Origin of the sequence: Micromonospora sp. M71_S20 (assembly GCF_003664255.1) — a bacterium.
GTDB lineage: Bacteria > Actinomycetota > Actinomycetes > Mycobacteriales > Micromonosporaceae > Micromonospora.
Genome location: NZ_RCCV01000001.1, coordinates 1,034,212 through 1,058,692, shown reverse-complemented (window position 1 = coordinate 1,058,692; position 24,481 = coordinate 1,034,212). Strand labels below are relative to the sequence as shown.

The window sequence follows — 24,481 nt, the reverse complement described above, 5'->3', positions numbered from 1 at the left end:
GCCCGTGCGCTCCCGGTCGCGGGCGCTCAGACGCGGGCGCTGTCCTTCAGGTACCGCAGGATCACGGCGCCGCCGAGCACGACGGTCCAGCCCGCGAGCACCACGGCGGCGAGCCCGAGCCGGGCGGTGTCCTCGAACGGGCTGTGCCCGATCTCGGCCAGCCAGTGGCTCGGCATGATCGCGGACGCCGTCTGCATCCAGTCGGGGAACGCGACCGACGGGACCAGCGCGCCGCCGAGCACGCCGAGCAGCATGTGCGAGACGGAGGTGAGGACCTGCACGCTCTCGGCCGTGGCGACCTGGCCGATGAAGACACCCAGCAGCGCGAACGGCAGCGTGCCGAGCCACACCCCGAGCACCAGTTGGAGCCAGCCACCCACCGGCAGCCGGACGCCCTGCAACAGCGCGCCGGTGAGCGCCACCGCCGTGATCGCCGGCAGCGCCACCACCATCGCCGCGGCCAGCTTCGCCGCCAGGTAGGAGGTCGGGGACAGGGGGGTGATGCGCAGCTGACGCTGCCAGCCCGTGGACCGCTCGATGGCCACCCTGGTGCCGACGTTCAGCGCGACGAAGAGCGCGCCGAAGGCGGCGAGGCTGCCGAGCAGGTGCTCGCTGAAGTTGATGGCGGTGCCTTCGCGGCCTCCACCGCGGAACATGTTGGCCTGCATCATGTCGAACAGGTTGGCCTGCATCAGGTAGAGCAGCGTCGGGAACAGGAACGCGGCGATCCAGAACTTGCGGGCCCGGATCACCCGCTTCACTTCGAGCTTGAGGAAAGCGGCGTTCATCAGGCGGCCCCGCCCTTCGTCGCGGTGAGGGCCAGGAACGCCTGTTCCAGGCCGAGGGCGCCGATTTCGACGTCGTACGCCTGGGGGAAGCGCGCGAACAACTCGCGGGCGGTGGCGTCGGAGTCGGAACTGACGATCTCGACGCGCTCGCCACGGGCCTCGACGGTCATCACGCCGGGCAGCAGGCGTAGCTGCTCGACCGTCGCGTCCGGGACGGTGGCCGACAGCGAGCGCCCCGCCACCACGGAGCGGATCTCCGTGACCGTGCCGTCGGCGATGATCTTCCCGGCCTGGACGAGCACCACCCGGTCGGCGAACTCCTCGGCCTCCTCCATGTAGTGGGAGGCGAACACCACGGTGCGCCCGGAGTCGGTGAACTCCCGCATGGCGGCCCAGAACACGTGGCGGGACTCGACGTCCATCGCCACCGTCGGCTCGTCCAGCACCAGCAGCTTCGGGTCGGACACGAGGGTCATGGCCAGCCGCAGCCGCTGGCGCTGACCGCCGGAGAGCCGGCTGCGGCGGTCGGCGACGTCGGTCAGGTCGGTGCGGCGCAGCACCTCGGCGATCGGCAACGGAGCGGTGTGCAGTGACGCCACCATCGTGAGCAGCTCGCGGATCGACACGTCGTCGAGCAGCGCGCCGTCCTGGAGGGTCGCCCCGATGACGCCCCGGGTGATGGCCTCCCGGGGGGTGTGCCCGAAGACGCGGATCTCGCCACGGTCGGGGCGGGTGAGCCCCAGGATCATGTCGACGAGCGTGGACTTGCCCGCGCCGTTGGGCCCGAGCAACGCGACCACCTCGCCGGGAGCGATCCGCAGGTCGATGCCGTTGACGGCGCGCACGTCGCCGTAGCTCTTGTGCACGTCCGCCACGTCGATCGCCTGTGGGTCCACCGCACCGAGCGTGGGTGTGGCCACGAGGTTCGCGATTGCGTTGCTCATTGATTTCCCCATTTAGATCGGTGCGGGTATGCGAATAGTATTTAGCAGCGCTAGGGAGCGGGGAGCCAGGAATTCCGGGGCCGCCGCCGCGAGAACCGGCGTCCGAGGCGCCTTATTCCGGGGTGGTGAGGGGTGACCGTAGGGGTTACCCCGCGATGGCCGTAAGCGCCATCGTCGGACCTGTCGTGGTCCTGGGCTGCGCATTCCGTGGCCCGTGCGGGGAGGTGTTCGTGGCACGTCAGAGGCGGAACGGTGACGGTCATTCGTCGACCGTCGACGCGGGAACGGATGTCATGGGTCGTGACGACGCCACGGCCGAGTTGTTCGCCTTTCCACACACCGACTTCTTTCGGGAAACTGTGACGGGCACCGAACGGGAATTGGCCGGTAATCGGCCCGTCAATTCCGCCGCGCCGCGAACCGTCGCGACCGGCCGGCCCGGTCACCAGGTGGTGAGCTGACATGGACCGCCTCGCCGCCGCCGAGCGGGCCGACCGGCTCGGGCCGATGCTCGGCACCTTCCTGCACCGCTTCCCGGTCGACGAGCCCGGCACGGACGGGCCGCTGCGTGGCACGCTGATCGGCGTCAAGGACGTCGTCGCCGTCGCCGGCGCGCCGAGCACCTGCCAGAGCGTCGTGCACGACGCGAACTGGTGGGCCGACCGCGACGCGACAGTGGTGGCCCGGCTGCGCGCGGCGGGCGCCGTGATCGTGGGCAAGACCACGATGGCGGAGCACGCGCTGTCCCGGCCGGACCCGGACGCGTCCTTCCCGGTGCCGCGCAACCCGTGGGACCCCCACCGGTGGACCGGCGGGTCGAGCTGCGGCAGCGCCAACGGCATCCCCGCCGGGTTCTTCGACGCGGGTGTCGGCACCGACAGCAACGGCAGCATCCGGATCCCGGCCGCGCTGTGCGGCGTGACCGGGCTGAAGCCGACGCAGGGTCTCCTGCCTGCGGCGGGCGTACGTCCGCTGGCGCGGTCGGTCGAGACGGCGGGCCCGCTGGCCCGCACGGCCCGGGAGTGCGCGCGGCTGCTCGCCGTGATGGCGGACCGGCCCGCGGAGCTGTCCCGGCCGGCGCTCGCCGACCTCGCGGGCGTCCGCGTCGGCGTGCCGGGCGACCTCGTGCGGTACGCCGCCGGGCTGACCGACGACACCGCCGCCGCCTTCGACGCCGCGCTCGACGAGCTGCGGGCCGCCGGGGCGGAGGTCGTCGACGTGCCCTTCGACGAGGCGTTCCCGCTCTTCGCCGCGCAGCTCGTGACGATGCTGGTGGAGGCGTTCGAGGTGCACGGGGCGCAGTTCCGGGCGCGCTGGAACGACTACGGTCGGCCGTTCCGGTGGAACGTCGCGCTCGGCGGCGTGCTCCCGGCGGAGACGTACCTGCGGGCCCAGCGGGTGCGTGGGTGGGGCGCCGAGGCCCTGCGGGCGCGGTTGCGGGACGTCGACGTCATCGCCACGCCCGCCTGGCCGTCCGCCGCCCCCCGCTACGACGACCAGGCCAGCCTCCAGACGATCTCCTTCCTGCCCAGCATCTGGAGCGCGGTCGGCTTCCCCGCGCTGGCGCTGCCGATGGGGGCCGACGGCGACGGGTTGCCGCTGTCGCTGCAACTGGCCGCCGCCCCCGGCCGAGACTTCGAGCTGGCCGCCGTCGCCGACGTCTACCAGCGGCGTACGGGCTGGCACGAGCGCGAGCCGAAGCTGGAGGTCGTGACGGACCTCGCGGCGGTCTGCGCCCCGGAGGCGCCCGCCGACGGTGTCGACCCCGTCCGGCGGGAGCGGCTGGCCGAGGCGTTCGGCGAGCTGGGCGTCCCGCTGGGCGAGGGGGACCTCGACCAGGTGACCATGACGTGGTCGAAGGTCCAGGCTCTCGCGGGAGTGCTGCCGGAACTCCCGGTGGACGTGCCGCCGTTCGTCGCCACCACCGGGTGAGCGCCCGCCGGGGCGGCGCCGCGCACGTGGCGGACGCACGGGTGAGGCATGCGTACGACACGGTCGGAACGTGACGCGGCGGGGGTTGGTTCTGTCGCCGGTCGACGGCAGCCTGTGAAGCATGGATGACGTCGTGATCGAAGTGGACGGGCTGCGCCGCAGCTACGGGGAGTTCGAGGCGGTGCGCGGGATCTCGCTGCGGATCCGCCGGGGCGAGCTGTTCGCCCTGCTGGGCACCAACGGTGCCGGTAAGACCACCACCATCGAGGTCCTGGAGGGACTGCAACCGGCCACCTCCGGCCGGGTCCGGGTGCTCGGGCTGGATCCGGTGCGCGACCGGGCCGCGCTGCGTCCCCGCACGGGGGTGATGCTCCAGCACGGCGGGTTCACCGGTGCGCTGACCGTCCGGGAGACGGTGGAGATCTGGCGCTCCCTCACCGTCCGGCCGCAGACCACCGCGGAGGTGCTGGACCTGGTCGACCTCGGCGGCCGGATGAACGTGGCGGTCGAGCAGCTCTCCGGCGGCGAGGGCCGGCGGCTGGAGCTGGCGCTGGCCGTGCTCGGCCGCCCGGAGGTGCTCTTCCTCGACGAGCCCACCACCGGCATGGACCCGGCCTCCCGGCGCCGCACCTGGGACGTCGTCCGCGAGCTCCAGAAGGGTGGGACCACGGTCCTGCTCACCACGCACTACCTGGAGGAGGCGGAGGTCCTCGCCGACCGGGTGGCCATCATGCGGGGCGGCAGCATCGTCGCCACGGGCGCCCCGGAGGACGTCGTGCGCACCCTGCCCGCCCGGATCAGCTTCCGGCTGCCGGCGACGGACGCCCTGCCCGACCTGCCGCACGCCGCCCGCATGGTCGATGGCGACCGCGTCACGTACGAGTCCCGCCACCTCCAGACCGACCTCACCCGGCTGCTCGAATGGGCCAACGCGGGCGACATCCGACTGGCGTCCCTGTCGGCCCGACCGGCCACCCTGGAGGATGTCTTCCTGGACATCGCCGCCGACCACGACGACCTGACCGACCAGCACGCGGAACCGGAGGCCGCCCGATGAGCGGGACGATGACGACGCAGAGCCCCACCACCACCGCCACCCCGCGCGACCGGGCGACCAGGCCGCTCTGGCAGATGGCCGCGATGCTCAAGATGGAACTGCTGGCGCTGCGTCGCAACTGGACGGCCACCGCCATGTCCGTGGTGACCCCGCTGATGATCGCCATCCTGCTCGTCAGCGAGTACGGCGGCGAGGCGGTGCCCGGCGTCCGCCGGGTCGTCAGCATCACCACCCTGATCATGGTCTTCCTGGTGCACCACCACCTGACCACCGTGTACGCGTCGCGCCGCCAGGAGCTGGTGCTCAAGCGGCTGCGGGCGGGGCTCGCCTCGGACCGCACCATCCTGCTCGGCACGGCCAGCAGCACCGTGGCGATCTTCCTCGCCCAGTTCGTCGTGCTGGCCGCCTACGCCACCCTGGTGCTGGGCCTGCCGATGCCGAAGAACCCGCTGGTCATGGCGCTGGCGCTGCTGATCGGGTCGGCGATCATGGCGGCGTTCTCGGCGGCGCTCTCCGCGATCACCCGCAGCTCCGAGGCGGCCATGCTGACCACCCTGCCGACCGTGGTGATCTTCCTGGCCACGCCGGGTGCGCTGCTGCCGCTCGGCGCGCTGCCGGAGTCGCTGGAACGGATCCTCTGGTTCCTGCCCATGGGGCCGTTCACCGAGATCATGCGCGTCGGCTGGCTCACCCGCACCGACGAGGGCCAGGCCCTGAGCTTCGCCGGGACGCTGGTCGAGACGCTGCCCTCCTTCGGGGTGCTGCTGGTCTGGCTGGCGGTGTCGCTGTTCACGGCCGCCCGGTACTTCCGCTGGGAGCCCCGGCACGGATGATCGAGGTCATCGCGCCACCTGGCATCGGGAGCGTGAGCATGGAGCGGGCGCAGGTCGAGCGTGATGTCGGCCTGCGCCGCGCCCGTGCCGTCACGTTGAGCACCGTCGGCAGCGGCGTCCTGGGCACGCTGCTGCTGGCCGCCGTCGGACTGTCGCGGGAGGAGGATCCCCGCTGGGTGGTCGCCGGGACGGTGGGCGTCGTCCTGTTCGTCGCCGCGCAGAGCGGGGCGCTGTACGGGGCGATCACCCCGTGGCTGGCCGAGCCGACGCGGCGCCGCCTGCTCGCCGGGTTCGTCTGGGCCGCCGTGCTCTCCGTACCGCTGGTCGGGCCCGTGGGCGGGCCGGAGTGGGCGACCTGGGGGTTCCTGGGCGCGTCGGTGATCGGCTCGGTGTCCCTGCTGAGGCAGTGGTGGGTCGCCGTCCCGGCGGTGCTGCTGTCCCTGGCGACGGCCGCCGGGGTGGCGACCTGGAACGGGGCCCCGGTCCGCGGCCAGGTCACCATCGTGCTGGTCGCCGGCCTCTCCATGGCCGCGTGGAACGCCCTGCAGCTCTGGCTGTGGGGGCTGCTCGTCCAGGCGCAGCGGGGGCGGGCCGCCCAGGGCCGGCTCGCCGCCACCGAGGAGCGGCTGCGCTTCGCCCGCGACGTGCACGACCTGCTCGGGCACAGCCTCTCGGTCATCGCGCTGAAGGCCGAGCTGGCGTCCCGGCTGGCGGCCACGGACGCCGGGCGGGCCAGCCGGGAGGCCGCCGAGGTGCAGCGGCTGGCCGCGTCGGCGCTGGTCGAGCTGCGCGAGGTGGTGCACGGGTACCGTGCGGTGGACCTCGGGGACCAGATCGCCGCGGTGGAGCAGGTGCTGCGTTCCTCCGGCATCCGCTGCGCGGTCGCGCTGCCGCCGGACGACGTACCGTCGGAGATCGCCCGGCAGTTCGTCGCGGTGCTGCGGGAGGCCAGCACCAACGTGCTGCGGCACAGCCGGGCCACCTGGTGCACCATCGAGATCAGCCAGGACGAGGACGAGGTACGGATGACCATGACGAACGACGGCGCCGAGGGGGCGTCGCCGGACCGGCACAGCTTCGGGCTGCGCGGGCTGGCCGAGCGGCTGGCCGAGGCCGGCGGGACCCTGCGCCACCGGATCGACGACGGGGTGTTCCGCCTCGACGTGACGGTACGGACCCGCCCGTGATCAGGGTGCTGCTCGCCGACGACGAGGACCTGATCCGGGCGGCGCTGGCCGCCCTGCTCGGTCTGGAGTCCGACCTGGAGGTGGTGACCGAGGCGCCGGACGGGCGGGCCGCCGTGACCGCCGCGCTCGCCCACCGGCCGGACGTCGCCGTGGTGGACCTCCAGATGCCGGCCCTGGACGGGCTGGAGGTGACCGCGGAGCTGGCGCGCGTCCTGCCCGCCTGCAAGGTGGTGATCCTGACCGGGCACGGCCGGCCGCCGCACCTGCAACGCGCGCTGGCGGCCGGGGCCAAGGGGTTCCTGCCCAAGGGCGCGCCGGGCGGGACGCTCGCCGACGTCATCCGCCGGGTGCACGCCGGCGGCCGGTACGTCGACCCGGCCCTGGCCGCCGACGCGCTCACCGCGCCCGAGTGCCCGCTCACGCCGCGCGAGCTGGACGTGCTCCGGCTGGCCGAGTACGACACGCCGGTGGCGGAGGTGGCCCGCCGTACCCACCTGTCGGCGGGCACGGTCCGCAACCACCTCTCCGCGGCGGTCAGCAAGCTCGGGGTGGCCAACCGGGCGGAGGCGTTCCGCACCGCCCGGGACAACGGCTGGCTCTGACGGGCCCACTCAGATGAGCACGCTCCAGGTCACCGGGCCGACGAGGCCGTCGACGACGAGGCCGTTGCGGCTCTGGAAGCTGCGTACCGCGCTGGTGGTGACCGACCCGAAGCCGCCGTCGACGAGGAGGCTCGCCCCCCGGGCGTTGAGCGCGGTCTGCAGGCCGCGCACCAGGTCGCCGGAGTTGCCCTCGCGCAGGGGCAGCACGAGCGCGGTCCAGGTGATCGGGCCGACCAGGCCGTCGGCGTAGAGGCCCCGGCCGCTCTGGAACGACCTGACCGAGGCGGCGCAGCCCGGCCCGTAGACCCCGTCCACCACGACGGAGACGCCGCGCGCCCGCACCAGGTACTGGATCACCCGGGGCACCCACCCCGACGCGCCCTGGCCGACGCTCGGGTAGCCGGTGCTGCCGACGGGAGCCGTCGAGCCGAGGGTGATGCCCCGGTTGGCCAGGAATACCCGGGGGTCCATCGAGGTCAGCCGGGGGTTGTGGATCTCGAAGTGCAGGTGCGGGCCGGTCGAGTTGCCGGTGGTGCCCATCAGGCCGACCAACTGGCCGCAGCTGATCTGCTGGCCGTCGCTGACCAGCACCCGGTACAGGTGGCCGTAGTAGGAGAAGTAGCCGTCGGCGTGGTTGATGTGGACGCTGTTGCCGGTGCGGCCGGCCAGCGGGCCACTCGCCGTGTCGCCGGGGTACGAGTTGGTCTTGATGTCCCGGACGGTCCCGGCGGCGGTGGCGTAGACCGGGGTGCCCTGGCTGTTGGCCACGTCCCAGCCCGTGTGCGTCGGCCGGCTGGGGGTCTTGTAGCCGGAGGTCAGCGTGCCACGCGTCGGGTTGCTCCAGGCGCCGACGGCGGCCTGCGCGGGGCTGGGCAGGCCGACGACCCCGATCCCCACGCCGACGCCGAGCGCCGTGAGGAGGGTGCGGCGCCGGGCCGGTACGTGGCTCAGGCCGGCTGTCTCCGGTGCGTCACACATGTTGCCTCCGATGTTCGTCCCGCAGGGGGCGGTTGGACGATGGAGACCGGATCGTAAATCTTCTATATCAGCCGGGGCAATGGTGAAACTTTCCTACGGCCCGTCACGCACCGTCATCCGTCGGGGTCGGCGAGCCGGAGGCGCTGTGGACCGTATCGTCAACTTGGGGTTGACGGTCGAGTGCCGTCAACCTATGGTTGACGCATGACGGAACCAGTGCAGATGAACAACCCGGTACGTCTGGACGACCTCATCCGGGCGATCAAGAGGGCGCACCCCGACGCGCTCGACCAGCTCACCGACGCGGTCATCGCCGCCGACCATCTCGGCGAGGTCGCCGACCATCTGATCGGCCACTTCGTCGACCAGGCCCGCCGCTCCGGCGCGTCCTGGACCGAGATCGGCCGCAGCATGGGCGTCAGCAAGCAGGCGGCGCAGAAGCGCTTCGTGCCGAAGGCCGACGATCCGCCGCTCGATCCGCAGCAGGGCTTCAACCGCTTCACCCCCCGCGCCCGCAACACGGTGATGGCCTCGCAGAACGAGGCCAGGGCCACCGGGCACGCCGAGATCCGCCCCGAGCACCTGGTGCTGGGGCTGCTCAGCGAGCCGGAGGCCCTGGCCGCGAAGGCGATCGTCGCCCAGGGGGCGCCGCTGGAGCGGGTACGCGAGGCCGCGACGGCGGCGCTGCCGCCCTCGGCCGCCGAGGTGCCCGACCTGATCCCGTACGACGCCCAGGGCAAGAAGGCGCTGGAGCTGACCTTCCGGGAGGCCCTGCGGCTGGGGCACAACTACATCGGCACCGAGCACATCCTGCTCGCGCTGCTGGAGCACGAGAACGGCGCCGGGGTCCTCAGCGGGCTCGGCGTGACCAAGGCCGCGACCGAGGAGTGGGTGGCGGCGGCCCTGCGGGCCGTGCAGATGCGGGAATGACCCGCCTCAGGGCGCGGCCGGGAAGCCGTAGCGGGCGGCGTGCTCGGGGTCCGTCGGGTCGACCTGGCGGATCCCGGCGTCGGCGAGCCGCTTGTTGACCTCGTCGAGCCGCTCGCGCACCAGCCGGGCCTCCTCCTCGGTGACCCGGCCCCGGTGCGGCCGGCCGGCGTGCTCGATCGTGCCGTAGTCGACCCGTTCCGCGCCCTTGCGGGCCTTGGGCGGGCGGACCCGCTCGGCCGTCCTCAGCAGCTGCGCCATCGGCACGTCGGTCGCCATCGCGTCGAACTCGCTCGCGGTCAGCACCACCCGGCGCGGCTCGCCGTCCCCGTGCCGGTCGTGGATCTCGACCACCGCGACGTCCAGCGCGGCGTCGTCGATGCCCTCGACCTCGACCGGGGTGGCGTCCAACCGCACGGGCCCCGCGACCAGGTCAGGGTGCTCCAGGACGACGACGCGGACCACCTCGTCGTCGGGCTGGATGACCGTGCCGCTGAAGTCGGAGACGTGGATCGTCTTCTTGCCCATGCGCGGAGCTTCTCCTGTCGTAGGCCGGGATGCCGGACCAGAAGAAATTACCCGACAGGTGTGCGAAAGCCGCCGGTGGACCGTCCGGGTGTGTCGCGGAGCCGCCCCGCCGCGCGCAGCGGTCAGCGGGTGTTCAGGCCGCCGCGCGAGGAGGCGCCGGCGGGCTGCTTGTTCACCTCGCTCCACGAGAGCGCCTCGGTCCCGGCGCGGTGACCCCGGTACGCCGACTGGGCCGGGAACCGCCCGCCGGCCTCGGTGGCCCGCCAGAGTCGCACGGGGTCCTGGTGGTACCGGTCGTTCGGCTGATTCGGCATGACCATACCGTCCCAAACAAAGTTGTCCATGTATGAAAGTGAATATGACGACCGATCGATGCGTCCGGTTCCCGTGATCTGCCGCCGTCCCACGAATTCGTGGCCATCGGCGTTCCGGTACGTCTACCCGCTCGCCGCGGCACCCAACCCTGGCGCCGGCGCGCGTCCCCCGGGGCCGGGCCCGTCGGGTCGCGGGGCGCCCGGTCGTCCGCCCCGGACGGGTTCCGTCACGCGGGGCCGCCGCGCCCGCGTACGGTGATCGTCGGCGAGGCGGGCCGGGCGTCGGCGGCCCGGCCGCCGGGTGACCACCGACGGCCGCGGGGAGGTGACCGGCGATGTCCGACCGGCGGCTGCACCTGCACCTGGCGAGCTGGCTCGGCCAGTGGCCGGCGGGTCCCGGGCTGCACGTGGTCGGCTCGCACCGACGGACCCGACCGGCCTGGGACGGCCGGCTCCGGCCGGCCGTCGCGGTGACCGCCGGCGCGAGCACCGTGCTCTCGGTGCCCCCCGACCGGGTCGCGGCGGTGCGCGAGTGGGTCCGGCGGCCGGGCGGGCCGCCGCTTCCGCAACTGCCCGCCGTGGTGGCGGGACCCGGCTGGGCGGTGCACGAGAGCGTGTTCCGGTGGAGCGTGGCGCCGGCCCTCCTGCCGGACGTGGGGGAGTGGACACCCCCGAGCGCCGCCGGGCTGCCGTCCTGGCTCCGCGTGTTCGACCGCCCGGTGCTGGTGGTGCGCGACGCCCGGGGGCACTACCTGGCCGGGGTCGGGATCAAGCGGCACGACGCGTACGGCCACGAACTGGCCGTCGGCACCGTGCCGACGGCCCGGGGGCGGGGACTGGCCCGGCGGCTGGTCGCCCAGGCGGCGCGTCGGGTGCTCGCCGAGGGGGCCGTCCCGACGTACCTGCACGACCCCGCCAACACCGCCTCCGCCCGGGTGGCGACCGCCGCCGGCTTCCCCGACCGGGGCTGGCGCTCGTTCGGCGTCTACCCACCCTGAGCGTGAGCGCGGCGGCGGGGCGCGGACCGTGGATCCCGGGCCGGATCCACGGTCCGCAGTCTCCCCCAGGGTCCCGCGGGTGACGTGCGCACCAATCACGCTACGTAACTATCGTGGTGAAGACAAGGCGCCATGGGTGCGATCCGGGTGTCGAGTAGCGGACTTGACCTGCGGCTATTCGGAGGATGGCATCGTGAGGGTCAGTGACGCAGCGTACGAATGAGGTCGAGCACCTGCCGGGTCACCGGGCGCAGCACGCGCAACCGGGACAGCCCCACCAGCCGGTCGACCAACGGCACCGCGCCGTCGATCAACTGCCGGGTGCGGGCCTGGCCGGGCGAGCGGTCGTAGACCCAGTAGAGCACCACCCCCATGTACGCCAACCAGAGCAGCTCCGGCAGGTGCGGGCGCAACTCCGGGTCGACCCGGGCGGTGGAGCCGTCGAGCGCCTCGGCGAAGAGGCCGATCGCCGCCTCGCGCGGGCCGGACGACTCCGCCGAGAAGGGGCTCAGCGGGGAGGTCGGCTCCGCCGCCGTCTTGAAGAAGCTGGCGGCGAAGGCGTGCGACGGGGTGAGCACGTCGATCCCGGCGTGCATCACCCCGGCCAGCCGGGCGGCGAGGTCGGGTTCGCGGGCGAGCACCGGGCCGGCCGCCGCCCGGTGCTCCGTCTGGGCGCGGGCGTAGAACTCCTGGATCAGGTGTTCCTTGGAGCCGAAGTAGTAGTAGGCGTTGCCCACCGCCACCCCGGCCTCCTGGGCGATGGCACGCATGGTGGTCCGGGCGTACCCGCGCTCGCGGAACAGCCGCATGGCGGTGTCCAGGATGAGCTGCCGGGTCTGCTCGCCGCGCGCGGTAGCCGGCTCACCCGCAGCGGTCGTCGGCGCAGTCTGCTCGGTCATCGGGGTCACCGTATCCCGCCAGGTCGTCGCCCGGCTCCGCCCACGGGTCGCGCACGCGTTCGCGGACCGAGGCGGCGGCGGCGACCACCCGCCGGGCGAGGGGGAGCAGGTGCGGTCGGGCCAGCCGCTCGGCGGTGCCCCGGTGGTCGGCCAGGGCCCAGAGGCAGGCGAACCAGGCGCAGTCCCCCGCGTACACCTCGCCGGTGTCCGCGACCACGGTCAGGTCGCGCAGCGTGGCGTCGTGGTCCAGGCCGGGGAAGCGCCGCCGGGCCTCTGCCGAGCCTGCCGGCACGAACTCCAGGGGTACGAGCTGGGCGCGGGACGCCAGCCAGCGCCGGGCGGACCGGCAGAGTGGGCAGTGCGCGTCGTAGAGGACCGTGAAGCCCCGGACGCCACCGCCCCCGTGCGCGGTGGCGTCCGGGAATCCGCCCGACCCGTCGACGGGCCGGGTGCTCATCGGACCGGCGGGCTGCCGGCCGGCCCGGTCTCCGCCCCCGGATCGGCAGGGTGGGCGCTGGCGGGGTGCGGGCCGGCGGGGTGCTGACCGGCGGGGCGCTGACCGGTGGGGTGCGGGCCGGTGGGGTGCGGACCGGCGGGATGGGCGCTGGCGGGATGCGGGCCGGCCGGGTGCGGGCCGACGGGGTGGGCGCCGCGCGGCGCGGGCGGCGGCATCGGCAGCCGGCCGATCGGCGCGAGCGGCGGGTGGGTGGCGAACTGGCGCAGCCGGCCACGGCGGTACCGGCCGAGCGCGAAGACGTTGAAGAAGTGCAGCGCGCCGAGGACCAGCAGCACCAGGCCGATCTTGAGGGAGAGCTCCTCCATGGCCTGGGCGGTGGACCCGACCGGGTCGGGGTGCTTCATCGCCACCGTGACGTAGCCGAGGTTGAGCAGGTAGAAGCCGACGACGAGCAGGCTGTTCACGGCCCTGGCCAGCCGTTCGTCGGCGAAGACCTCCTCCAGGAAGACCAGCCCGTTGCGCGACAGCGCCCGAGCCACCCAGACGGTCAGCCCGATGCTGATCGCCAGGTAGACCAGGTACATCCAGACCTTCGTGTCCATCGCCGACGCCTCTCTTGAACGTGTTCAAATCCTGCCGCCTCAGCGTAGGCGACTTCTTGAACACGTTCAAGTGGCCTGGACGACCGTCGGCGTGGCCCGGCCGGGCGGGGGTCGGTATGGTCGAGTCGCGCCGGTGCCGGCGCGTCCTTCGACGGTGAGGCGGCCATGGACCGGGGCGAGCGGAACGCGGAGCCGGGGCGGGTGGTCCTGCGCCCGGCCGGTGAGATCGACATGGCCACCGCCGGCGAGTTCGAGGCGACGCTCACCGAGGCGCTGCACCGGCCCGGCGTCCGGGAGGTCGTCGTCGACCTCGCCGCCGTGCGGTTCCTGGACTCCAGCGGCGTACGCGTCCTGGTGCACGGCGTCTCCGTCGGCCGCGAGCGCGACGTGACGCTGCGGGTGACCGACCCGCAGCCGGGCGTGGCGCGGGTCCTGCGGATCACCGGGGTCAACACCCTGCTCGGGTTCGCCGACTCCGACTCCGACTCCGACGCCGGTCGGCCCGTCGCGCGCGGGTGGCGCGGGCTGGACTGATCGGCTCAGGGCTCCGAGTTCGCCGACGCGTCGGCGGACCACTCGACCAGCAGCAGGGTCGCGTCGTCCTGCTGCGCCCCGCCCTGGTGTTCCTGCACCGCGTGGCCGAGGCGGCGGAGCGTCTCCGCGGCCGGCAGCCCGGAACCGATGTGCCGTTCGGCGAGGTCCGCGAGGCGGGACAGCCCGAACATCTCGCCCGCCGCGTCGCGTGCCTCGGTCATCCCGTCGGTGTGCAGCAGCAGCCGGTCACCGGGCTCCAGCCGGGTCTGCGCCACCTCGACGCGGCCGTCGGGCAGGCCGAGCGGAAGCCGGCGGCCTCCGGCCAACTCCCGCACGGCCCGTCCCCGGCGCAGCAGCACCGGCGGCGGGTGCCCCGCGTTGACGTACCGCAGCAGTCCGGAGCCGGTGTCGAACTCGGCGAGCACCGCGGTGACGAACCGCGCGTCGTGCCACTGGCCGGCGATCGCGGCGTCCACGGCCCGGACGAGGCCGGGCAGGTCCGAGCCGGCGCGCCGGGCCGCCCGCAGCGCCGCCAGCGCCACCGAGGTGGTGAGCACCGCCGGCAGGCCGTGCCCGACCCCGTCGAGGATCGCCAGCGTCAACCTCCCGTCGTGCACCGCGTAGTCGAAGGCGTCCCCGCCGACCTCGTAGCAGGGCTCGAGCAGGGCGCTGACCACCACCTCCGAGGTGGCGAAGGTCAGCGGCGGGAGCAGGTGCCAGAGCAGCTCGGCGGAGACCCCCATCGGCCGGCTGCGCCGCGCCCGGTGCAGGACGTCCCCGTAGTCCCTCTTGCTGGTGACCAGGTGACCGACCAGGCCGGAGATGAGCCGGCAGCCGTCGCGGAGCGTCTCGTCGGCGAGGTCGGCGTCGGCCGGCGGGAACACCTCCAGCAGCCCCAGCCGGTCGGTGCCGTTGACGATCGGCACCCACAGCCGGGGCGGCGGCCCCTGCCCCGCGTGCACCTCGACCTGGGTGAAGGCACGCCCGGCCAGGCTGGTGTCGATCGGCAGCAGCTCCGGTGCCACCCGCCCCGTGCCGGGCAGCGGGCGCAGGCCGTGCTGCTCGGCGTCGACCAGGTACACGGTCGCGGTCACACCCAGCGGCCGGAGCACGGCGTCGACCGTGGCCGCGAGCTCGTCCGGGGGCAGCCGGTGGGACCGGGACACCAGGTCGGCCAGGGCCCGGTGCCACGGGTCGGTGGTGGTCATGCTGTCGCATACCCCGGCCGGGCCCGGTCGAAGCCGGCCGGGCCCGGCCGTGAGCGAACCGCCACCTGACGGCGCGTACCCGTTGGCGTCAGCCGGCCAGGCCGAGCACCTCGGCGGCCGCGCGGCCGCAGGCGTGGCTCGCGCCGTACGTGGTGACGAACGCCCGCACGCCGGCCGGGCGCCACCGCGAGGGCCAGCCCATCTCGACCACGGTCACCGGGTGCTCGGCGGCCAGCGCGGTCACCAGCTCCGCCCCGCCCGGCAGCCGGTGCAGGTGGCGGCCGACCAGCACGATCGGCCGGTCCCCGGCGAGCTGGCGCAGGACGGCCGGCCCGGTCTCGGTGGCGACCACCCGCAGCTCCTCCGCGCCGTCCAGGTGCGGCCCGAGGCCCCACGGCACCCGCCCCTCGGCGATGGTCGACGCGGCGTGCAGTTGGACGATCAGCGGGCGGTCCAGGCCGGTCAGCTCGCCCTCCACCCGTACGGCGCGGCGCGCCGCCGCGTACCCGAGTCCGTCGGGGGCGGTCGACGTCGCGCCGGCGGCCCGGGTCCAGGCGGCGAGCGCGGCGGCGCGGCCGGCCGCCTCCTCCACCCGTGCCCGGTCCAGGCGGCCGTCGCCGAGCGCGCCGACGATCTCCGCGACCACCCGCTCGACCAGCTCGGCGTCGACCTGGGCGCCGATGCACAGCAGGTCGGCGCCGGCGGCGAGGGCCCGGACGGCGGCCGGGCCGACCCCGCCGGCCGCCACCGCGGCGCCCTTCATCTCCAGCGCGTCGGTGATGACCGTGCCGGTGAAGCCGTACTCGCCGCGCAGCAGGTCGACCAGGACCGCCCGGCTGAACGTGGCGGGGCCGTCGCCGGTCAGCGCCGGCACCCGGATGTGCGCGGTCATCACGGCCCGCGCGCCGGCCGCGACGACCGCGGCGAACGGCGGCAGGTCGCGCCGGCGCAGCACGTCCAGCGGCACGTCCACGGTGGGCAGCTCGTAATGGGAGTCGGCGACCGTCGCGCCGTGCCCCGGGAAGTGCTTGGCGCAGGCGGCGACCCCGGCGGCCTGGAGGCCGGTCACGGCGGCGGCGGAGTGCGCGGCGACCCGGGCCGGGTCGGCGCCGAACGAGCGGGTGCCGATCACCGGGTTCTCGTCGGCGGTGTTGACGTCCACTGTCGGCGCGAGGTTGACGGTGACGCCGAGGGCGGCCAGCTCCGCGCCGATGGCCTCGTAGACCCGGCGGGTCAGCGTCACCTCGTCGATCGCGCCGAGCGCCGCGTTGCCCGGGTACGGGCTGCCGGTGGCGTGCGCCAGCCGGGTGACGTCGCCGCCCTCCTCGTCGATCGCGATCAGCACGTCCGGGCGGCCGGCCCGCAGGGCGGCGGTGCTCGCCGCCACCTGCCCCGGGTCGTGGACGTTGGTGCCGAAGAGGGTGTGCCCCGCGAGCCCCTCGGCGACCAGGTCGACCGCCCAGCCCGGGGGCACCGGCCCCGGGTACGCGGCGAGCAGCGTGCCGAGCGCGAGCCGGCGCAGTCCTGGATCCAGCCCCACGTGATCTTCCCCTTTCGTCCCCGCGGGCACGGAAGTCGTACCGGCGGGGGTCGGTGACGTACCGGGTCGGCCGACCACCCCGCTCCCGGGCGGCCGATACGCTGTCGGCTACCCGCTCGCAGGTCGGTTTACAGTTAGCAAGGTTTACCAAAACTAGAGGACGTGGCATGAGTGCGACCCGGCTGCCCGGCACCCCCCGCCTGTTGCGGGCGCTGAACGACCGCGCGGCGTTGGAGCTGCTGCTGGAGCGGGGGCCGCTGACCCGGGCCCGGCTCGGCGAGCTGACCGGGTTGTCCAAGGTCACCGCCTCGCAGCTCGTGGAGCGGCTGGAGGAGCGGGGCCTGGTCACCCGGGTCGGCGAGCAGGCCGGCGGGCGGGGACCCAACGCCCAGCTCTACGCCGTGCGGCCCGGCAGCGCGCACGTGGTCGGGGTGGACGTGGGCGCCGACCGGGTGGTGGCCGCCTGCGCGGACATCACCGGGGCGGTGATCGGCCGCGTCGAGCAGTCGACCCACGACACCGACGACCCCGTCGGGGTCGTGCACAACGCGGTCGTCCAGGCCGCGAGCAGCGCCGGGGCGCAGTTGTCGAGCGTACGGCGGATCGTGCTGGGCACCCCGGGCCTCGTCGACCCCGGCACGGGCGACATCACGTTCGCCTTCAACCTGCCCCGCTGGCACACCGGTCTGCTCGCCGCGCTCCGGGACGACCTGCACACCCCGGTGGTCTTCGAGAACGACGTGAACCTGGCCGCCGTCGCCGAGGCGCAGTCGGGCGCGGCCCAGGGGCTGACGGACTTCGTGCTGGTCTGGGTCGGCGCCGGCGTCGGCCTGGCGATCGTGCTGGGCGGGCGGCTGCACCACGGCAGCAGCGGCGCCGCCGGCGAGATCGGCTACCTGCCGGTGCCCGGCGCGCCCATCCCGCGTGACGTGTCCCGCCGGGCGAAGCCGGCGTTCCAGCAGCTGATCGGCGCGGACGCGGTCCGCGACCTGGCCCGCGCGCACGGCTACCCGGACGACAGCGGGGCCGCGGCGGTGCGGGCGGCGGTGGCCGACGGCACGGCCGGCGGTCCCATGCTCGACGAGGTGGCCCGCCGGCTGGCGCTGGGCGTGGCGAGCACCTGCGTGGTGCTGGACCCGCCGCTGGTGGTGCTCGCCGGCGAGGTCGGCCAGGCCGGCGGGGCGGCGCTGGCCGAGCGCGTGCAGCACGAGGTCGCGGCGATCACGCTGGTCCGACCCCGGGTCGTGCCGACGGGGCTGACCGAGGAGCCGATCCTGCGGGGGGCGCTGCGTACCGCCCTCGACGCCGTGCGCGACGAGGTCTTCGGCTCGACCGTCGGCTGACCGGGGCCGGCCGCCCGCTGGCGCGGACCGCGCGCCGGTCCCCGCCGACCGGGGTCGGCGGGGTCGGCGGCGGCCGGGCGTCATTGAAGGAATATTTCATCGCTGGACCGGATACTGCAAGGACTTGCCGCGCCCCCGGCCGGGCGTCACATCAGGTCGCGGCGGCGGAACGCCACGAAGGCGGCGGCGGCCAGCGCGCCGGTCAACCCGAGCAGCAACAGCAGCGCCGGCTGCCAGGTCACCACGTAGAGGCCGTCGCAGGAGGCGGTCGACCCGGTGGCGCACGCCCGGTAGTCCCAGAACTCGACCCGGCCGTTGAGCAGGGCCGCCGCGTAGCTGGAGAGCATGTACCGGTCCACCTTGACGACTTCCAGGATCTCCATCACCAGCCGGGCGCCCAGCTCCCACACCACCAGGTAGCCGGCGATCGCGCCGAGCGCCGCCGAGGTGTGCCGGCCCAGGGTGGCGACGGCGAAGCCGACCACGGTGAGCAGCAGCACCAGCAGCATGCCGCGGCCCCAGGTCGCGCCCAACGAGCCCCAGAACTCCCCGTCCAGCCGCCCCGGCCGCCCGGCGAACGCAGCGATCAGCCAGAACGTCCCGAGGTACGCCGCCGAGGCCAGCACGGACAGCAGCGCCGTCCCGCCGAGCAGCGTGCCCAGCTTGGTGCCGAGCACGGTCATCCGCCGGGGACGCCAGAGCAGCAGGTTGACCACGCCGCCGGAGTTCAGGTCGGCGCCGATGTAGGAGGCGCCGACCAGGAACCCGAAGAGCGCGAGGAAGGCGATGAGGAAGTAGAGCAGCGGCCCGGCCTCCTCGGCGAAGGTGAACACCCCGTGAAGGAAGTCGGCCGCCACGGGCGCCCGCTCCATCTGGGCCGGATCCACCTCGCTGCAGTCGTCGGGGACGTACTCCCGCACGTCGTCCGCCTGCACGACACCACGCTGCCGGTCCAGGCAGAGCTGGTGGGTGCGCTCCAGGTCGATCCGCGCCGCGGCGGCGGCGCGCTGGGCGTCGAAGACCTCCTGGGCGGTGGGCCGGTGGGAACTCGCCAGGGTGGTCGCCGCGGTGACGCCGAACGCGAGCACCAGCAGGACGAGCATGAGCTGCACGAAGCGCCGGGCGCCGAGACGCTCCAGTTCGGCACGGACCAGGTTCACGCGTCCACTCCCCGCACGTCGAGGTCGATCACCGGTTCGGAGGGCCCGCCGTCGGGCGACACCGAGTCGTCCACCTGCCGGGGCAGCGTCGGGTGCGCCGCCGTGCCGGTCAGTTCGAGGAAGACGCTCTCCAGGTCGGGCCGCAGCGGGGTCAGCTCGCGTACCCACAGGCCCGACTCGCCGAGGGTGCGGCTGACCTCGGTGGCGTCGTCCACGTCGCCCACCACCAGGTGGTCGTCGTGCCCGGTCGCCGCCAGCCCGGCCGCCGTCAGCAGCTCCACGGCCCGCTGCGGATCGTCCACCCGCACCAGCAGCTCGTGCCGGTCGAAGCCGGCCAGCACCTCGTCGACGCGCCCGGCCGCCACCCGCCGGCCCCGCGAGATGATCGTCACGTGATCGCAGATCAGCTGGATCTCGGCCAGGATGTGGCTGGAGACCAGCACGGTCACGCCGGCCTGCGCCAGCGAGCGCATCAGGTCCCGCATCTCCCGGATGCCGGCCGGGTCCAGCCCGTTCGCCGGCTCGTCCAGGATCAGCAGCTCCGGGTCCTTGAGCAGGGCGGAGGCCACCGCCAGCCGCTGCTTCATGCCCAGCGAGTAGCCCTTGACCCGCTCGTCGCCCCGGTCCCGCAGGCCCACCTGCTCCAGCACCTCGTCGACCCGGGCCGTCGGCACGCCGCCGGCCCGGGCGAGCAGGCGCAGGGTCCGGTGGCCGGTGAAGTTGCCGAAGAACTGCGGGCTCTCCACGATGGCCCCGACCCGCCCGGCCACCAGGGGCAGCCCGTCCGGTGAGGGGACGCCCAGCACCGTCATCCGGCCCGCGTCGGCCCGCACCAGCCCGAGCAGGGCGCGCAACGTGGTGGTCTTGCCCGAGCCGTTGGGGCCGAGGAAACCGTGGATCTGGCCGGCCTCCACCAACAGGTCGAAGCCGTCGACCGCCACCCGGCGGCCCTGCCGCACGCTGTGGAAGGTCTTGCGCAGACCCTCGATCTCGATGACCGCGCTCATCCGCGCGGCTCCGTGCTGCGACCGGGCATGGACCGTCCTCCGGTTGTGGTGACCAACGACACGGCGCCCCACCCTATGGCCGGGACGCCGCCCGTGGGGGGAGCCCCGGCGTTGCGTGGTTGGATGGTCGGGTGACTGGGGACGAGGATCTGGTGGTCAGCCTCGACGGCGTCGGCGTACGCCGGGCTGGCACGGCACTGCTGCACGACGTCGACTGGCGGGTCGAGCTGGACGAGCGCTGGGTGGTGCTCGGGCCGAACGGCGCGGGGAAGACGACCCTGCTCAACCTCGCCGCCGGCCGGCTGCACCCGACCACCGGCACCGCCCACGTGCTCGGCGAGCGGATCGGCCGCACCGACGTCAACGAGCTGCGCACCCGCATCGGGCTCTCCACCGCCGCGCTCGCCGAGCGGGTGCCCGCCGACGAGCGGGTCAGCGACGTCGTCGTCACGGCCGCCTGGTCGGTGGTCGGTCGCTGGCGGGAGAGCTACGACAGCAGCGACGAGGCCCGGGCCCGCGCCCTGCTGGGCCAGCTCGGCATCGGGGGCCTCGCCGAGCGCACCTACGGCACCCTCTCCGAGGGGGAACGCAAGCGGGTGCAGATCGCCCGCGCGCTGATGACGGACCCGGAGCTGTTGCTGCTCGACGAGCCGGCCGCCGGGCTCGACCTGGGCGGGCGGGAGGACCTGGTCGCCCGGCTGGCCGAGCTGGCGTACGACCCCGATGCCCCGGCGCTGGTGCTGGTGACCCACCACGTGGAGGAGATCCCGCCCGGCTTCACCCACGCGCTGCTGCTGCGCGAGGGCGGCGTGGTGGCGCAGGGGCTCCTCGACGACACGCTGACCGGGGACAACCTCTCCAAGACCTTCGGGCTGCCGCTGGTGGTCCAGCGCTCCGGCGACCGGTTCACCGCCCGCGCCGCCTGACGGGGAGCTTGCGATGCGGCAGACCCGGGTCGTCGTGGTGGGCAGCGCCAACATGGACCTGGTGGGCACTGCCCCCGCCCTGCCCCGCCCGGGGGAGACCCTGCTCGGCACCGACTTCGTGATGGTGCCCGGCGGCAAGGGCGCCAACCAGGCCGTCGCCGCGGCCCGGGCCGGCGCCTCCTGCGCCTTCCTCGGGGCGATCGGCTCCGACTCGTTCGGCGTCACCCTGCGGGCGCGGATCACCGCCGCCGGGGTCGACACGGACCAGCTCCGCACGACGTACGGCACGTCGGGGGTGGCGCTGGTGATGGTGAACGCCGAGGGCGAGAACGCGATCCTGGTCAGCCCGGGCGCCAACGCCTCGATGACCGGCCTGACCGAACCGGAACTGACCGCCGTACGCGGGGCGGACGTGCTGCTCGCGCAGCTGGAGATCCCGGTCGCGACGGTGACCGAGGCGGCCCTTGCCGCCCGGGCGGCCGGCACCCGGGTGGTGCTCAACGCCGCCCCGGCCGTGCCGGTGCCGCCGGAGCTGCTGGCGGCCACCGACCTGCTGGTGGTCAACGAGACCGAGGCGCAGGCGCTCACCGGGCGCGGCCGGGACGAGCCGTCGGCCCTGCTCGACCTGGCGGCCCGGGCGGTGCTCACCCTCGGCGCGGAGGGCGCCTGGTACGGGGACCGGGACGGCACCGCCGTGCACGTGCCGGCGGTCAAGGTCGACGTGGTGGACTCCACGGCCGCCGGGGACGCCTTCACCGCCGCGCTCGCGGTGGCCTGGGGCGAGGGCCGGGACGTGGTCGACGCGGTGCGCTGGGCGGCGGCGGCCGGGGCGGCCTGCGCCCGCCGGCTCGGCGCCTCCGTGGCGCTGCCCACCCGGGCCGAGATCGACGAGCTGTACGTCCCCGCCTGATCCGGCCGACCGGCCACGGCCGTACGTCCCAGGGTGCTGTACGCCCCAGGGGTCAGGCCTCGGCGTCGTCGGTGAGCTTCTCGCCCCGGCGCCGGAGCATGCCCAGACCGGGGATGCCGGCGACGGCGAGCTTCAGGTCGCGGGTGACGTCGAGCAGGTCGTGCAGGTCCGGCCCGACCCGGTCGAGGGTGGCCAGGATCGGCAGGATGTCCGCCGTCAGGTGCTGCTTGAGCTTCGGCAGTTCGTCGACGAGCCGGATCGCGGCGTTCACCTCCTCGTGGCTGAGCTGCTCGACGAAGCGGTTCGCCATCGGGGCGCCCCGGCGCAGCGCCGGCTCGTACGCCGTCAGCAGCTCGGCGGCGGTGGCCGCCGCCTCCGCCGCGGTGCCCACGGTGCCGGCGGCCCGTACGGCCACCGCGTCGGCCTCGGCGACCACCGCACCGGCCGTCCGGGACACCTTCTCCGCCTCGCCGACCACGACGGCCGCGGCGGTGGCCACCTCGGTGGCCGTCTCGATCGCGGTGGTCGCGGCGGCGCTGATGACCGCCACCTCCCGTACCGCGCCCTCGGCGTCGGTGAGCACCCGGTCGGTGCGGTCGAGGGTCTGCTCGATCCGGTCCACCACGCCGTCGATGCGGTCCACCATGCCGTCGACCCGCTTCAGCAGGGCCTCCACCGAGTCCAGCACGGCGAACGCGCGGGCCGGCACGGCGGCGAACGAGGCCGCCGAGCCGAGGGCCTGGTCGAGGGCGGAGCGGGTCAGACCGACGACCGCGGCGGGCCGGGGGAGGGGAATCACCATGGCATCCAGTGTGCGTCGCCCGCGCCCGTACCGCCGGACAGGGCGGCGGCCCCCGCGGTCAGGAGTCCGTGTACTGCTCCACCGCGCGCTGCACCGCCCGGTAGATCTGCCCGAACCGCAGCGCGTCCGGGGTACGCAGCAGCAGCACCTCCCGGCCGTGGTGCTGGACCCAGAGCTCGTGCACCTTGCTGCCCCGCTCGTAGGAGCGGTCGAGCCAGCCGAGGGGGATCTCCAGGAAGGGGGCCAGGGCCAGCGCCGCGACGACGCACGCGGCGAGGATGATCAGCGCCAGTTGCCACTCGCCCCGGTCCTGCGCCGACCAGGCCAGCGAGAGCACGCAGACCACCGCGACCAGCGGAGGCAGCGAGAGGAGCAGGACCAGGACGCCGCGACCCAGCACCCGCCCCCGTACCGCAAGCGTCTTCGGCCCCTGCGCGTGCCAGACGTACGTCACGTCGGCGATCGCCACGGCGTGGCCCCCGGCCCGGATCGACTCCGACGTCACCTGCACCGCGTCGTCCCGGTAATAGATGGTCATCACTAAGCCTAACCACTGCCGGGCGGGCCGCGCCGCTCGCGCGGTCCGCTCCGGCGGGGGTGGCGCCGGGCGCGGCGGTGTCAGGTGAGGCAGCGTCGCGCGGAGGTTCATGTCGGGCGGGCCGTGCCGGACCACGTGGTGTCGCGTCGGTCCTCTCGAGCTGAATCGTTCATGACATCGCCCTGTTGGTCGCTGGCGCTCGTCGGGAGGCCGGAGCGGCTGAGTCGTTTGCGTCATCAGCTCCAAAGGGCGCGCGAGGCGTACTGCCGCTGCCGTGTGACGGGTGCGCCTCGTCCGCCTCCGGTCCGACGCTCACCGCAACCGCGATGGAGCGCCACCGCGACGGCGTCGGAGCGGCTTTCGAGAGCCCGCCCGGGCGACTGTCGAGCTGCCCCGTTCGACAGCGCGGGCGGTAGGCCCCTTCGCCTGACGGGCCTCAAGGCCCGCGTCGCCAGCGCGTCGTCCGGCCGGTCCGGGGCCGGTCCGAGTCGGTTCGGGTCGGTATCGTGACCGGTCATGACGGAGCAGGAGCGCAACGTCGAGGTGGTCCGCCGCTACCTGCGGACCTTCGTCACCAAGGACCTGGCGGAGTTGCGCGCGGTGGTCGACGAGGACGTGCTGATCTACGGCTCCGGTGCCGGGGTCCGGGGGCGGCACCACGTCGAGGGGGCCGTCGCCTCGCCGGGGCTGACCGTGCTCGACCAGGAGATCGTCGAGATCTTCGCGGCCGGCGACCGCGTGGTGGTGTCGCTGGCGCAGACCTATCGGCGGGACGCCACCGGCGCGACGGCGGTGCAGAGCGCGTGCAAGATGTACCGGCTGGCCGGCGGCCGGATCGTGCAGTTCTGGGGCGAGCAGGACCTCTTCGGACTGCTGCGTGGCCTGGGCATGCTGCCGGACGGGCCGATCGGGTTCTAGCGGCGGCGGGGCGACACCGGCTGGCCGGCCTCGACGGCCCGCTGCACCGCCCGGTAGATCTGGCCGAAGCGCAGCGCGTCACCGGTGCACAGCAGGCGCACCGGCTGGCCGCGCCAGCGGGCCCAGATCTCCAACTGCCGGCTGCCCCTGGCGTACGAGCGGTCGAGGTGCTCGAAGAGGAAGTCGGCGACCGGGCCGACCGCGAGCCCGATCAGCACCGAGGCGCCGACGATGGCGATGGTGACGGTCAGGGAGCGGTCCAGCCAGAGCGCGAACGCGATGCCGAGCGCGGCGGCGACCAGGGGGCCGGCGAGCGCCGCGCCGATCGCGCCGCGGCCGACGAGCACCCGCCAGGACCGGCTGCCGCGCCGGTGCCAGACCATGCTGATGTCGGCCAGCCGGAAGGTCCGGCCGTCCACCCGGACGGCGGTCGAGGTGACCTGCACGGACCTGTCGTCGTAGTACGTGATCATGGCGGTACTCCCGGTGGCGGGCCTGACACCACACTACTTACCCCAACGATTCGGGCCGTAAGGTTGGCACGCGACT

28 protein-coding genes are annotated in these 24,481 nt (G+C 74.3%); 13 read left to right on the top strand and 15 right to left on the bottom strand.

What is annotated here, in order from left to right; translation table 11 throughout:
- Positions 1 to 26: 26 nt before the first annotated feature.
- Complete coding sequence (locus DER29_RS04895; RefSeq protein ID WP_121396234.1) at positions 27 to 788, bottom strand: ABC transporter permease; 762 nt, start codon at positions 786 to 788, stop codon at positions 27 to 29.
- A complete protein-coding gene (locus DER29_RS04890) occupies positions 788 to 1,732 on the bottom strand; it encodes an ABC transporter ATP-binding protein (RefSeq protein ID WP_121396233.1) in 945 nt (314 codons plus the stop codon). Before DER29_RS04890 ends, DER29_RS04895 begins: the two co-directional genes overlap by 1 nt.
- 230 nt (positions 1,733 to 1,962) lie before the next feature.
- Here DER29_RS04890 and DER29_RS33825 point away from each other — a divergent pair, with 230 nt between their 5' ends.
- From DER29_RS33825 to DER29_RS04865, 6 genes are all read left to right on the top strand, one after another.
- Positions 1,963 to 2,193 carry a hypothetical protein gene (locus DER29_RS33825; RefSeq protein ID WP_148709974.1) on the top strand — a complete coding sequence of 77 codons (231 nt, stop codon included), beginning with the start codon at positions 1,963 to 1,965 and terminating at the stop codon, positions 2,191 to 2,193.
- Between the two features lies 1 nt (position 2,194).
- Positions 2,195 to 3,664: an amidase gene (locus DER29_RS04885; protein ID WP_121396232.1), complete on the top strand. Its 1,470-nt coding sequence runs from the start codon at positions 2,195 to 2,197 to the stop codon at positions 3,662 to 3,664.
- Positions 3,665 to 3,785: 121 nt separating this feature from the next.
- Positions 3,786 to 4,721: an ABC transporter ATP-binding protein gene (locus DER29_RS04880; RefSeq protein ID WP_121396231.1), complete on the top strand. Its 936-nt coding sequence runs from the start codon at positions 3,786 to 3,788 to the stop codon at positions 4,719 to 4,721.
- An 8-nt stretch (positions 4,722 to 4,729) separates the two neighbouring features.
- Positions 4,730 to 5,554 carry an ABC transporter permease gene (locus tag DER29_RS04875; RefSeq protein WP_121396230.1) on the top strand — a complete coding sequence of 275 codons (825 nt, stop codon included), beginning with the start codon at positions 4,730 to 4,732 and terminating at the stop codon, positions 5,552 to 5,554.
- Between the two features lie 38 nt (positions 5,555 to 5,592).
- A complete protein-coding gene (locus tag DER29_RS04870; RefSeq protein WP_121399007.1) occupies positions 5,593 to 6,741 on the top strand; it encodes a sensor histidine kinase in 1,149 nt (382 codons plus the stop codon).
- Positions 6,738 to 7,343: a DNA-binding response regulator gene (locus DER29_RS04865; protein ID WP_101411373.1), complete on the top strand. Its 606-nt coding sequence runs from the start codon at positions 6,738 to 6,740 to the stop codon at positions 7,341 to 7,343. The genes DER29_RS04870 and DER29_RS04865 overlap by 4 nt, the downstream gene beginning before the upstream one ends.
- A gap of 9 nt (positions 7,344 to 7,352) precedes the next feature.
- Here DER29_RS04865 and DER29_RS04860 read toward each other — a convergent pair whose 3' ends face one another.
- Positions 7,353 to 8,321 carry a peptidoglycan DD-metalloendopeptidase family protein gene (locus DER29_RS04860; RefSeq protein WP_121396229.1) on the bottom strand — a complete coding sequence of 323 codons (969 nt, stop codon included), beginning with the start codon at positions 8,319 to 8,321 and terminating at the stop codon, positions 7,353 to 7,355.
- 204 nt (positions 8,322 to 8,525) lie between these two features.
- Here DER29_RS04860 and DER29_RS04855 point away from each other — a divergent pair, with 204 nt between their 5' ends.
- On the top strand, positions 8,526 to 9,251 hold the full coding sequence (locus DER29_RS04855) for a Clp protease N-terminal domain-containing protein (protein WP_121396228.1): 726 nt from the start codon (positions 8,526 to 8,528) through the stop codon (positions 9,249 to 9,251).
- Between the two features lie 6 nt (positions 9,252 to 9,257).
- Here DER29_RS04855 and DER29_RS04850 read toward each other — a convergent pair whose 3' ends face one another.
- Both DER29_RS04850 and DER29_RS04845 read right to left on the bottom strand, forming a co-directional pair.
- Positions 9,258 to 9,776 carry a hypothetical protein gene (locus tag DER29_RS04850; RefSeq protein WP_121396227.1) on the bottom strand — a complete coding sequence of 173 codons (519 nt, stop codon included), beginning with the start codon at positions 9,774 to 9,776 and terminating at the stop codon, positions 9,258 to 9,260.
- Positions 9,777 to 9,898: 122 nt separating this feature from the next.
- Positions 9,899 to 10,090: a DNA repair protein gene (locus DER29_RS04845; RefSeq protein ID WP_121399005.1), complete on the bottom strand. Its 192-nt coding sequence runs from the start codon at positions 10,088 to 10,090 to the stop codon at positions 9,899 to 9,901.
- A gap of 335 nt (positions 10,091 to 10,425) precedes the next feature.
- Between DER29_RS04845 and DER29_RS04840 the strand changes: the two genes are divergently transcribed.
- Positions 10,426 to 11,088, top strand: a complete 663-nt coding sequence (locus tag DER29_RS04840) for a GNAT family N-acetyltransferase (RefSeq protein WP_121396226.1) — start codon at positions 10,426 to 10,428, stop codon at positions 11,086 to 11,088.
- A gap of 200 nt (positions 11,089 to 11,288) precedes the next feature.
- Here DER29_RS04840 and DER29_RS04835 read toward each other — a convergent pair whose 3' ends face one another.
- The 3 genes from DER29_RS04835 to DER29_RS04825 are packed head-to-tail and all read right to left on the bottom strand — an operon-like array spanning position 11,289 to position 13,046.
- Positions 11,289 to 11,987: a TetR family transcriptional regulator gene (locus DER29_RS04835; RefSeq protein WP_121396225.1), complete on the bottom strand. Its 699-nt coding sequence runs from the start codon at positions 11,985 to 11,987 to the stop codon at positions 11,289 to 11,291.
- Positions 11,950 to 12,444: a thiol-disulfide oxidoreductase DCC family protein gene (locus DER29_RS04830; RefSeq protein WP_121396224.1), complete on the bottom strand. Its 495-nt coding sequence runs from the start codon at positions 12,442 to 12,444 to the stop codon at positions 11,950 to 11,952. Before DER29_RS04830 ends, DER29_RS04835 begins: the two co-directional genes overlap by 38 nt.
- On the bottom strand, positions 12,441 to 13,046 hold the full coding sequence (locus DER29_RS04825; RefSeq protein WP_233600085.1) for a hypothetical protein: 606 nt from the start codon (positions 13,044 to 13,046) through the stop codon (positions 12,441 to 12,443). The genes DER29_RS04830 and DER29_RS04825 overlap by 4 nt, the downstream gene beginning before the upstream one ends.
- Positions 13,047 to 13,211: 165 nt before the next feature.
- Here DER29_RS04825 and DER29_RS04820 point away from each other — a divergent pair, with 165 nt between their 5' ends.
- Positions 13,212 to 13,580 (top strand): STAS domain-containing protein, encoded by a 369-nt coding sequence (locus tag DER29_RS04820; protein ID WP_121396223.1) that lies wholly within the window; start codon positions 13,212 to 13,214, stop codon positions 13,578 to 13,580.
- Between the two features lie 5 nt (positions 13,581 to 13,585).
- On the opposite strand, the gene DER29_RS04815 is transcribed toward DER29_RS04820, so the two are convergent.
- Together DER29_RS04815 and DER29_RS04810 are read right to left on the bottom strand one after the other, a co-directional pair.
- The gene (locus DER29_RS04815) at positions 13,586 to 14,788 is read right to left on the bottom strand and encodes a PP2C family protein-serine/threonine phosphatase (RefSeq protein ID WP_121396222.1); all 1,203 of its coding nucleotides are present in this window, start codon (positions 14,786 to 14,788) and stop codon (positions 13,586 to 13,588) included.
- An 88-nt stretch (positions 14,789 to 14,876) separates the two neighbouring features.
- A complete protein-coding gene (locus tag DER29_RS04810) occupies positions 14,877 to 16,328 on the bottom strand; it encodes a glycoside hydrolase family 3 N-terminal domain-containing protein (protein ID WP_121396221.1) in 1,452 nt (483 codons plus the stop codon).
- A 167-nt stretch (positions 16,329 to 16,495) separates the two neighbouring features.
- Here DER29_RS04810 and DER29_RS04805 point away from each other — a divergent pair, with 167 nt between their 5' ends.
- A complete protein-coding gene (locus DER29_RS04805; protein WP_121396220.1) occupies positions 16,496 to 17,671 on the top strand; it encodes an ROK family transcriptional regulator in 1,176 nt (391 codons plus the stop codon).
- A gap of 146 nt (positions 17,672 to 17,817) precedes the next feature.
- Here the strand turns inward: DER29_RS04805 and DER29_RS04800 are convergent, their stop codons facing one another.
- Together DER29_RS04800 and DER29_RS04795 are read right to left on the bottom strand one after the other, a co-directional pair.
- Positions 17,818 to 18,831 carry an ABC transporter permease subunit gene (locus tag DER29_RS04800; protein WP_121396219.1) on the bottom strand — a complete coding sequence of 338 codons (1,014 nt, stop codon included), beginning with the start codon at positions 18,829 to 18,831 and terminating at the stop codon, positions 17,818 to 17,820.
- On the bottom strand, positions 18,828 to 19,838 hold the full coding sequence (locus DER29_RS04795; RefSeq protein WP_121396218.1) for an ABC transporter ATP-binding protein: 1,011 nt from the start codon (positions 19,836 to 19,838) through the stop codon (positions 18,828 to 18,830). Before DER29_RS04795 ends, DER29_RS04800 begins: the two co-directional genes overlap by 4 nt.
- A gap of 119 nt (positions 19,839 to 19,957) precedes the next feature.
- On the opposite strand from DER29_RS04795, the gene DER29_RS04790 reads away from it, so the two are divergent.
- Positions 19,958 to 20,764, top strand: coding sequence for an ABC transporter ATP-binding protein (locus tag DER29_RS04790; RefSeq protein WP_121396217.1), 807 nt, complete (start codon positions 19,958 to 19,960; stop codon positions 20,762 to 20,764).
- Between the two features lie 13 nt (positions 20,765 to 20,777).
- On the top strand, positions 20,778 to 21,674 hold the full coding sequence (locus DER29_RS04785) for a ribokinase (RefSeq protein WP_121396216.1): 897 nt from the start codon (positions 20,778 to 20,780) through the stop codon (positions 21,672 to 21,674).
- Between the two features lie 52 nt (positions 21,675 to 21,726).
- Here DER29_RS04785 and DER29_RS04780 read toward each other — a convergent pair whose 3' ends face one another.
- Together DER29_RS04780 and DER29_RS04775 are read right to left on the bottom strand one after the other, a co-directional pair.
- Positions 21,727 to 22,476, bottom strand: coding sequence for a hypothetical protein (locus DER29_RS04780; protein ID WP_121396215.1), 750 nt, complete (start codon positions 22,474 to 22,476; stop codon positions 21,727 to 21,729).
- Positions 22,477 to 22,534: 58 nt separating this feature from the next.
- On the bottom strand, positions 22,535 to 23,014 hold the full coding sequence (locus DER29_RS04775; RefSeq protein ID WP_121396214.1) for a DUF6232 family protein: 480 nt from the start codon (positions 23,012 to 23,014) through the stop codon (positions 22,535 to 22,537).
- 516 nt (positions 23,015 to 23,530) lie between these two features.
- On the opposite strand from DER29_RS04775, the gene DER29_RS04770 reads away from it, so the two are divergent.
- Positions 23,531 to 23,932 carry a nuclear transport factor 2 family protein gene (locus tag DER29_RS04770; RefSeq protein WP_121396213.1) on the top strand — a complete coding sequence of 134 codons (402 nt, stop codon included), beginning with the start codon at positions 23,531 to 23,533 and terminating at the stop codon, positions 23,930 to 23,932.
- On the opposite strand, the gene DER29_RS04765 is transcribed toward DER29_RS04770, so the two are convergent.
- Complete coding sequence (locus tag DER29_RS04765; RefSeq protein WP_121396212.1) at positions 23,929 to 24,405, bottom strand: DUF6232 family protein; 477 nt, start codon at positions 24,403 to 24,405, stop codon at positions 23,929 to 23,931. The genes DER29_RS04770 and DER29_RS04765 overlap by 4 nt on opposite strands.
- Positions 24,406 to 24,481 lie beyond the last annotated feature (76 nt).

What these genes read in the sequence shown, in the direction of transcription:
- DER29_RS04895 (WP_121396234.1), bottom strand. Translation starts at nt 788, where the DNA reads ATGAACGCCGCTTTCCTCAAGCTCGAAGTGAAGCGGGTGATCCGGGCC.
- DER29_RS04890 (WP_121396233.1), bottom strand. Translation starts at nt 1,732, where the DNA reads ATGAGCAACGCAATCGCGAACCTCGTGGCCACACCCACGCTCGGTGCG.
- DER29_RS04885 (WP_121396232.1), top strand. Translation starts at nt 2,195, where the DNA reads ATGGACCGCCTCGCCGCCGCCGAGCGGGCCGACCGGCTCGGGCCGATG.
- DER29_RS04880 (WP_121396231.1), top strand. Translation starts at nt 3,786, where the DNA reads ATGGATGACGTCGTGATCGAAGTGGACGGGCTGCGCCGCAGCTACGGG.
- DER29_RS04875 (WP_121396230.1), top strand. Translation starts at nt 4,730, where the DNA reads ATGACGACGCAGAGCCCCACCACCACCGCCACCCCGCGCGACCGGGCG.
- DER29_RS04870 (WP_121399007.1), top strand. Translation starts at nt 5,593, where the DNA reads ATGGAGCGGGCGCAGGTCGAGCGTGATGTCGGCCTGCGCCGCGCCCGT.
- DER29_RS04860 (WP_121396229.1), bottom strand. Translation starts at nt 8,321, where the DNA reads ATGTGTGACGCACCGGAGACAGCCGGCCTGAGCCACGTACCGGCCCGG.
- DER29_RS04855 (WP_121396228.1), top strand. Translation starts at nt 8,526, where the DNA reads ATGACGGAACCAGTGCAGATGAACAACCCGGTACGTCTGGACGACCTC.
- DER29_RS04850 (WP_121396227.1), bottom strand. Translation starts at nt 9,776, where the DNA reads ATGGGCAAGAAGACGATCCACGTCTCCGACTTCAGCGGCACGGTCATC.
- DER29_RS04845 (WP_121399005.1), bottom strand. Translation starts at nt 10,090, where the DNA reads ATGCCGAATCAGCCGAACGACCGGTACCACCAGGACCCCGTGCGACTC.
- DER29_RS04840 (WP_121396226.1), top strand. Translation starts at nt 10,426, where the DNA reads ATGTCCGACCGGCGGCTGCACCTGCACCTGGCGAGCTGGCTCGGCCAG.
- DER29_RS04835 (WP_121396225.1), bottom strand. Translation starts at nt 11,987, where the DNA reads ATGACCGAGCAGACTGCGCCGACGACCGCTGCGGGTGAGCCGGCTACC.
- DER29_RS04830 (WP_121396224.1), bottom strand. Translation starts at nt 12,444, where the DNA reads ATGAGCACCCGGCCCGTCGACGGGTCGGGCGGATTCCCGGACGCCACC.
- DER29_RS04825 (WP_233600085.1), bottom strand. Translation starts at nt 13,046, where the DNA reads ATGGACACGAAGGTCTGGATGTACCTGGTCTACCTGGCGATCAGCATC.
- DER29_RS04820 (WP_121396223.1), top strand. Translation starts at nt 13,212, where the DNA reads ATGGACCGGGGCGAGCGGAACGCGGAGCCGGGGCGGGTGGTCCTGCGC.
- DER29_RS04815 (WP_121396222.1), bottom strand. Translation starts at nt 14,788, where the DNA reads ATGACCACCACCGACCCGTGGCACCGGGCCCTGGCCGACCTGGTGTCC.
- DER29_RS04805 (WP_121396220.1), top strand. Translation starts at nt 16,496, where the DNA reads ATGAGTGCGACCCGGCTGCCCGGCACCCCCCGCCTGTTGCGGGCGCTG.
- DER29_RS04795 (WP_121396218.1), bottom strand. Translation starts at nt 19,838, where the DNA reads ATGAGCGCGGTCATCGAGATCGAGGGTCTGCGCAAGACCTTCCACAGC.
- DER29_RS04785 (WP_121396216.1), top strand. Translation starts at nt 20,778, where the DNA reads ATGCGGCAGACCCGGGTCGTCGTGGTGGGCAGCGCCAACATGGACCTG.
- DER29_RS04780 (WP_121396215.1), bottom strand. Translation starts at nt 22,476, where the DNA reads ATGGTGATTCCCCTCCCCCGGCCCGCCGCGGTCGTCGGTCTGACCCGC.
- DER29_RS04775 (WP_121396214.1), bottom strand. Translation starts at nt 23,014, where the DNA reads ATGACCATCTATTACCGGGACGACGCGGTGCAGGTGACGTCGGAGTCG.
- DER29_RS04770 (WP_121396213.1), top strand. Translation starts at nt 23,531, where the DNA reads ATGACGGAGCAGGAGCGCAACGTCGAGGTGGTCCGCCGCTACCTGCGG.
- DER29_RS04765 (WP_121396212.1), bottom strand. Translation starts at nt 24,405, where the DNA reads ATGATCACGTACTACGACGACAGGTCCGTGCAGGTCACCTCGACCGCC.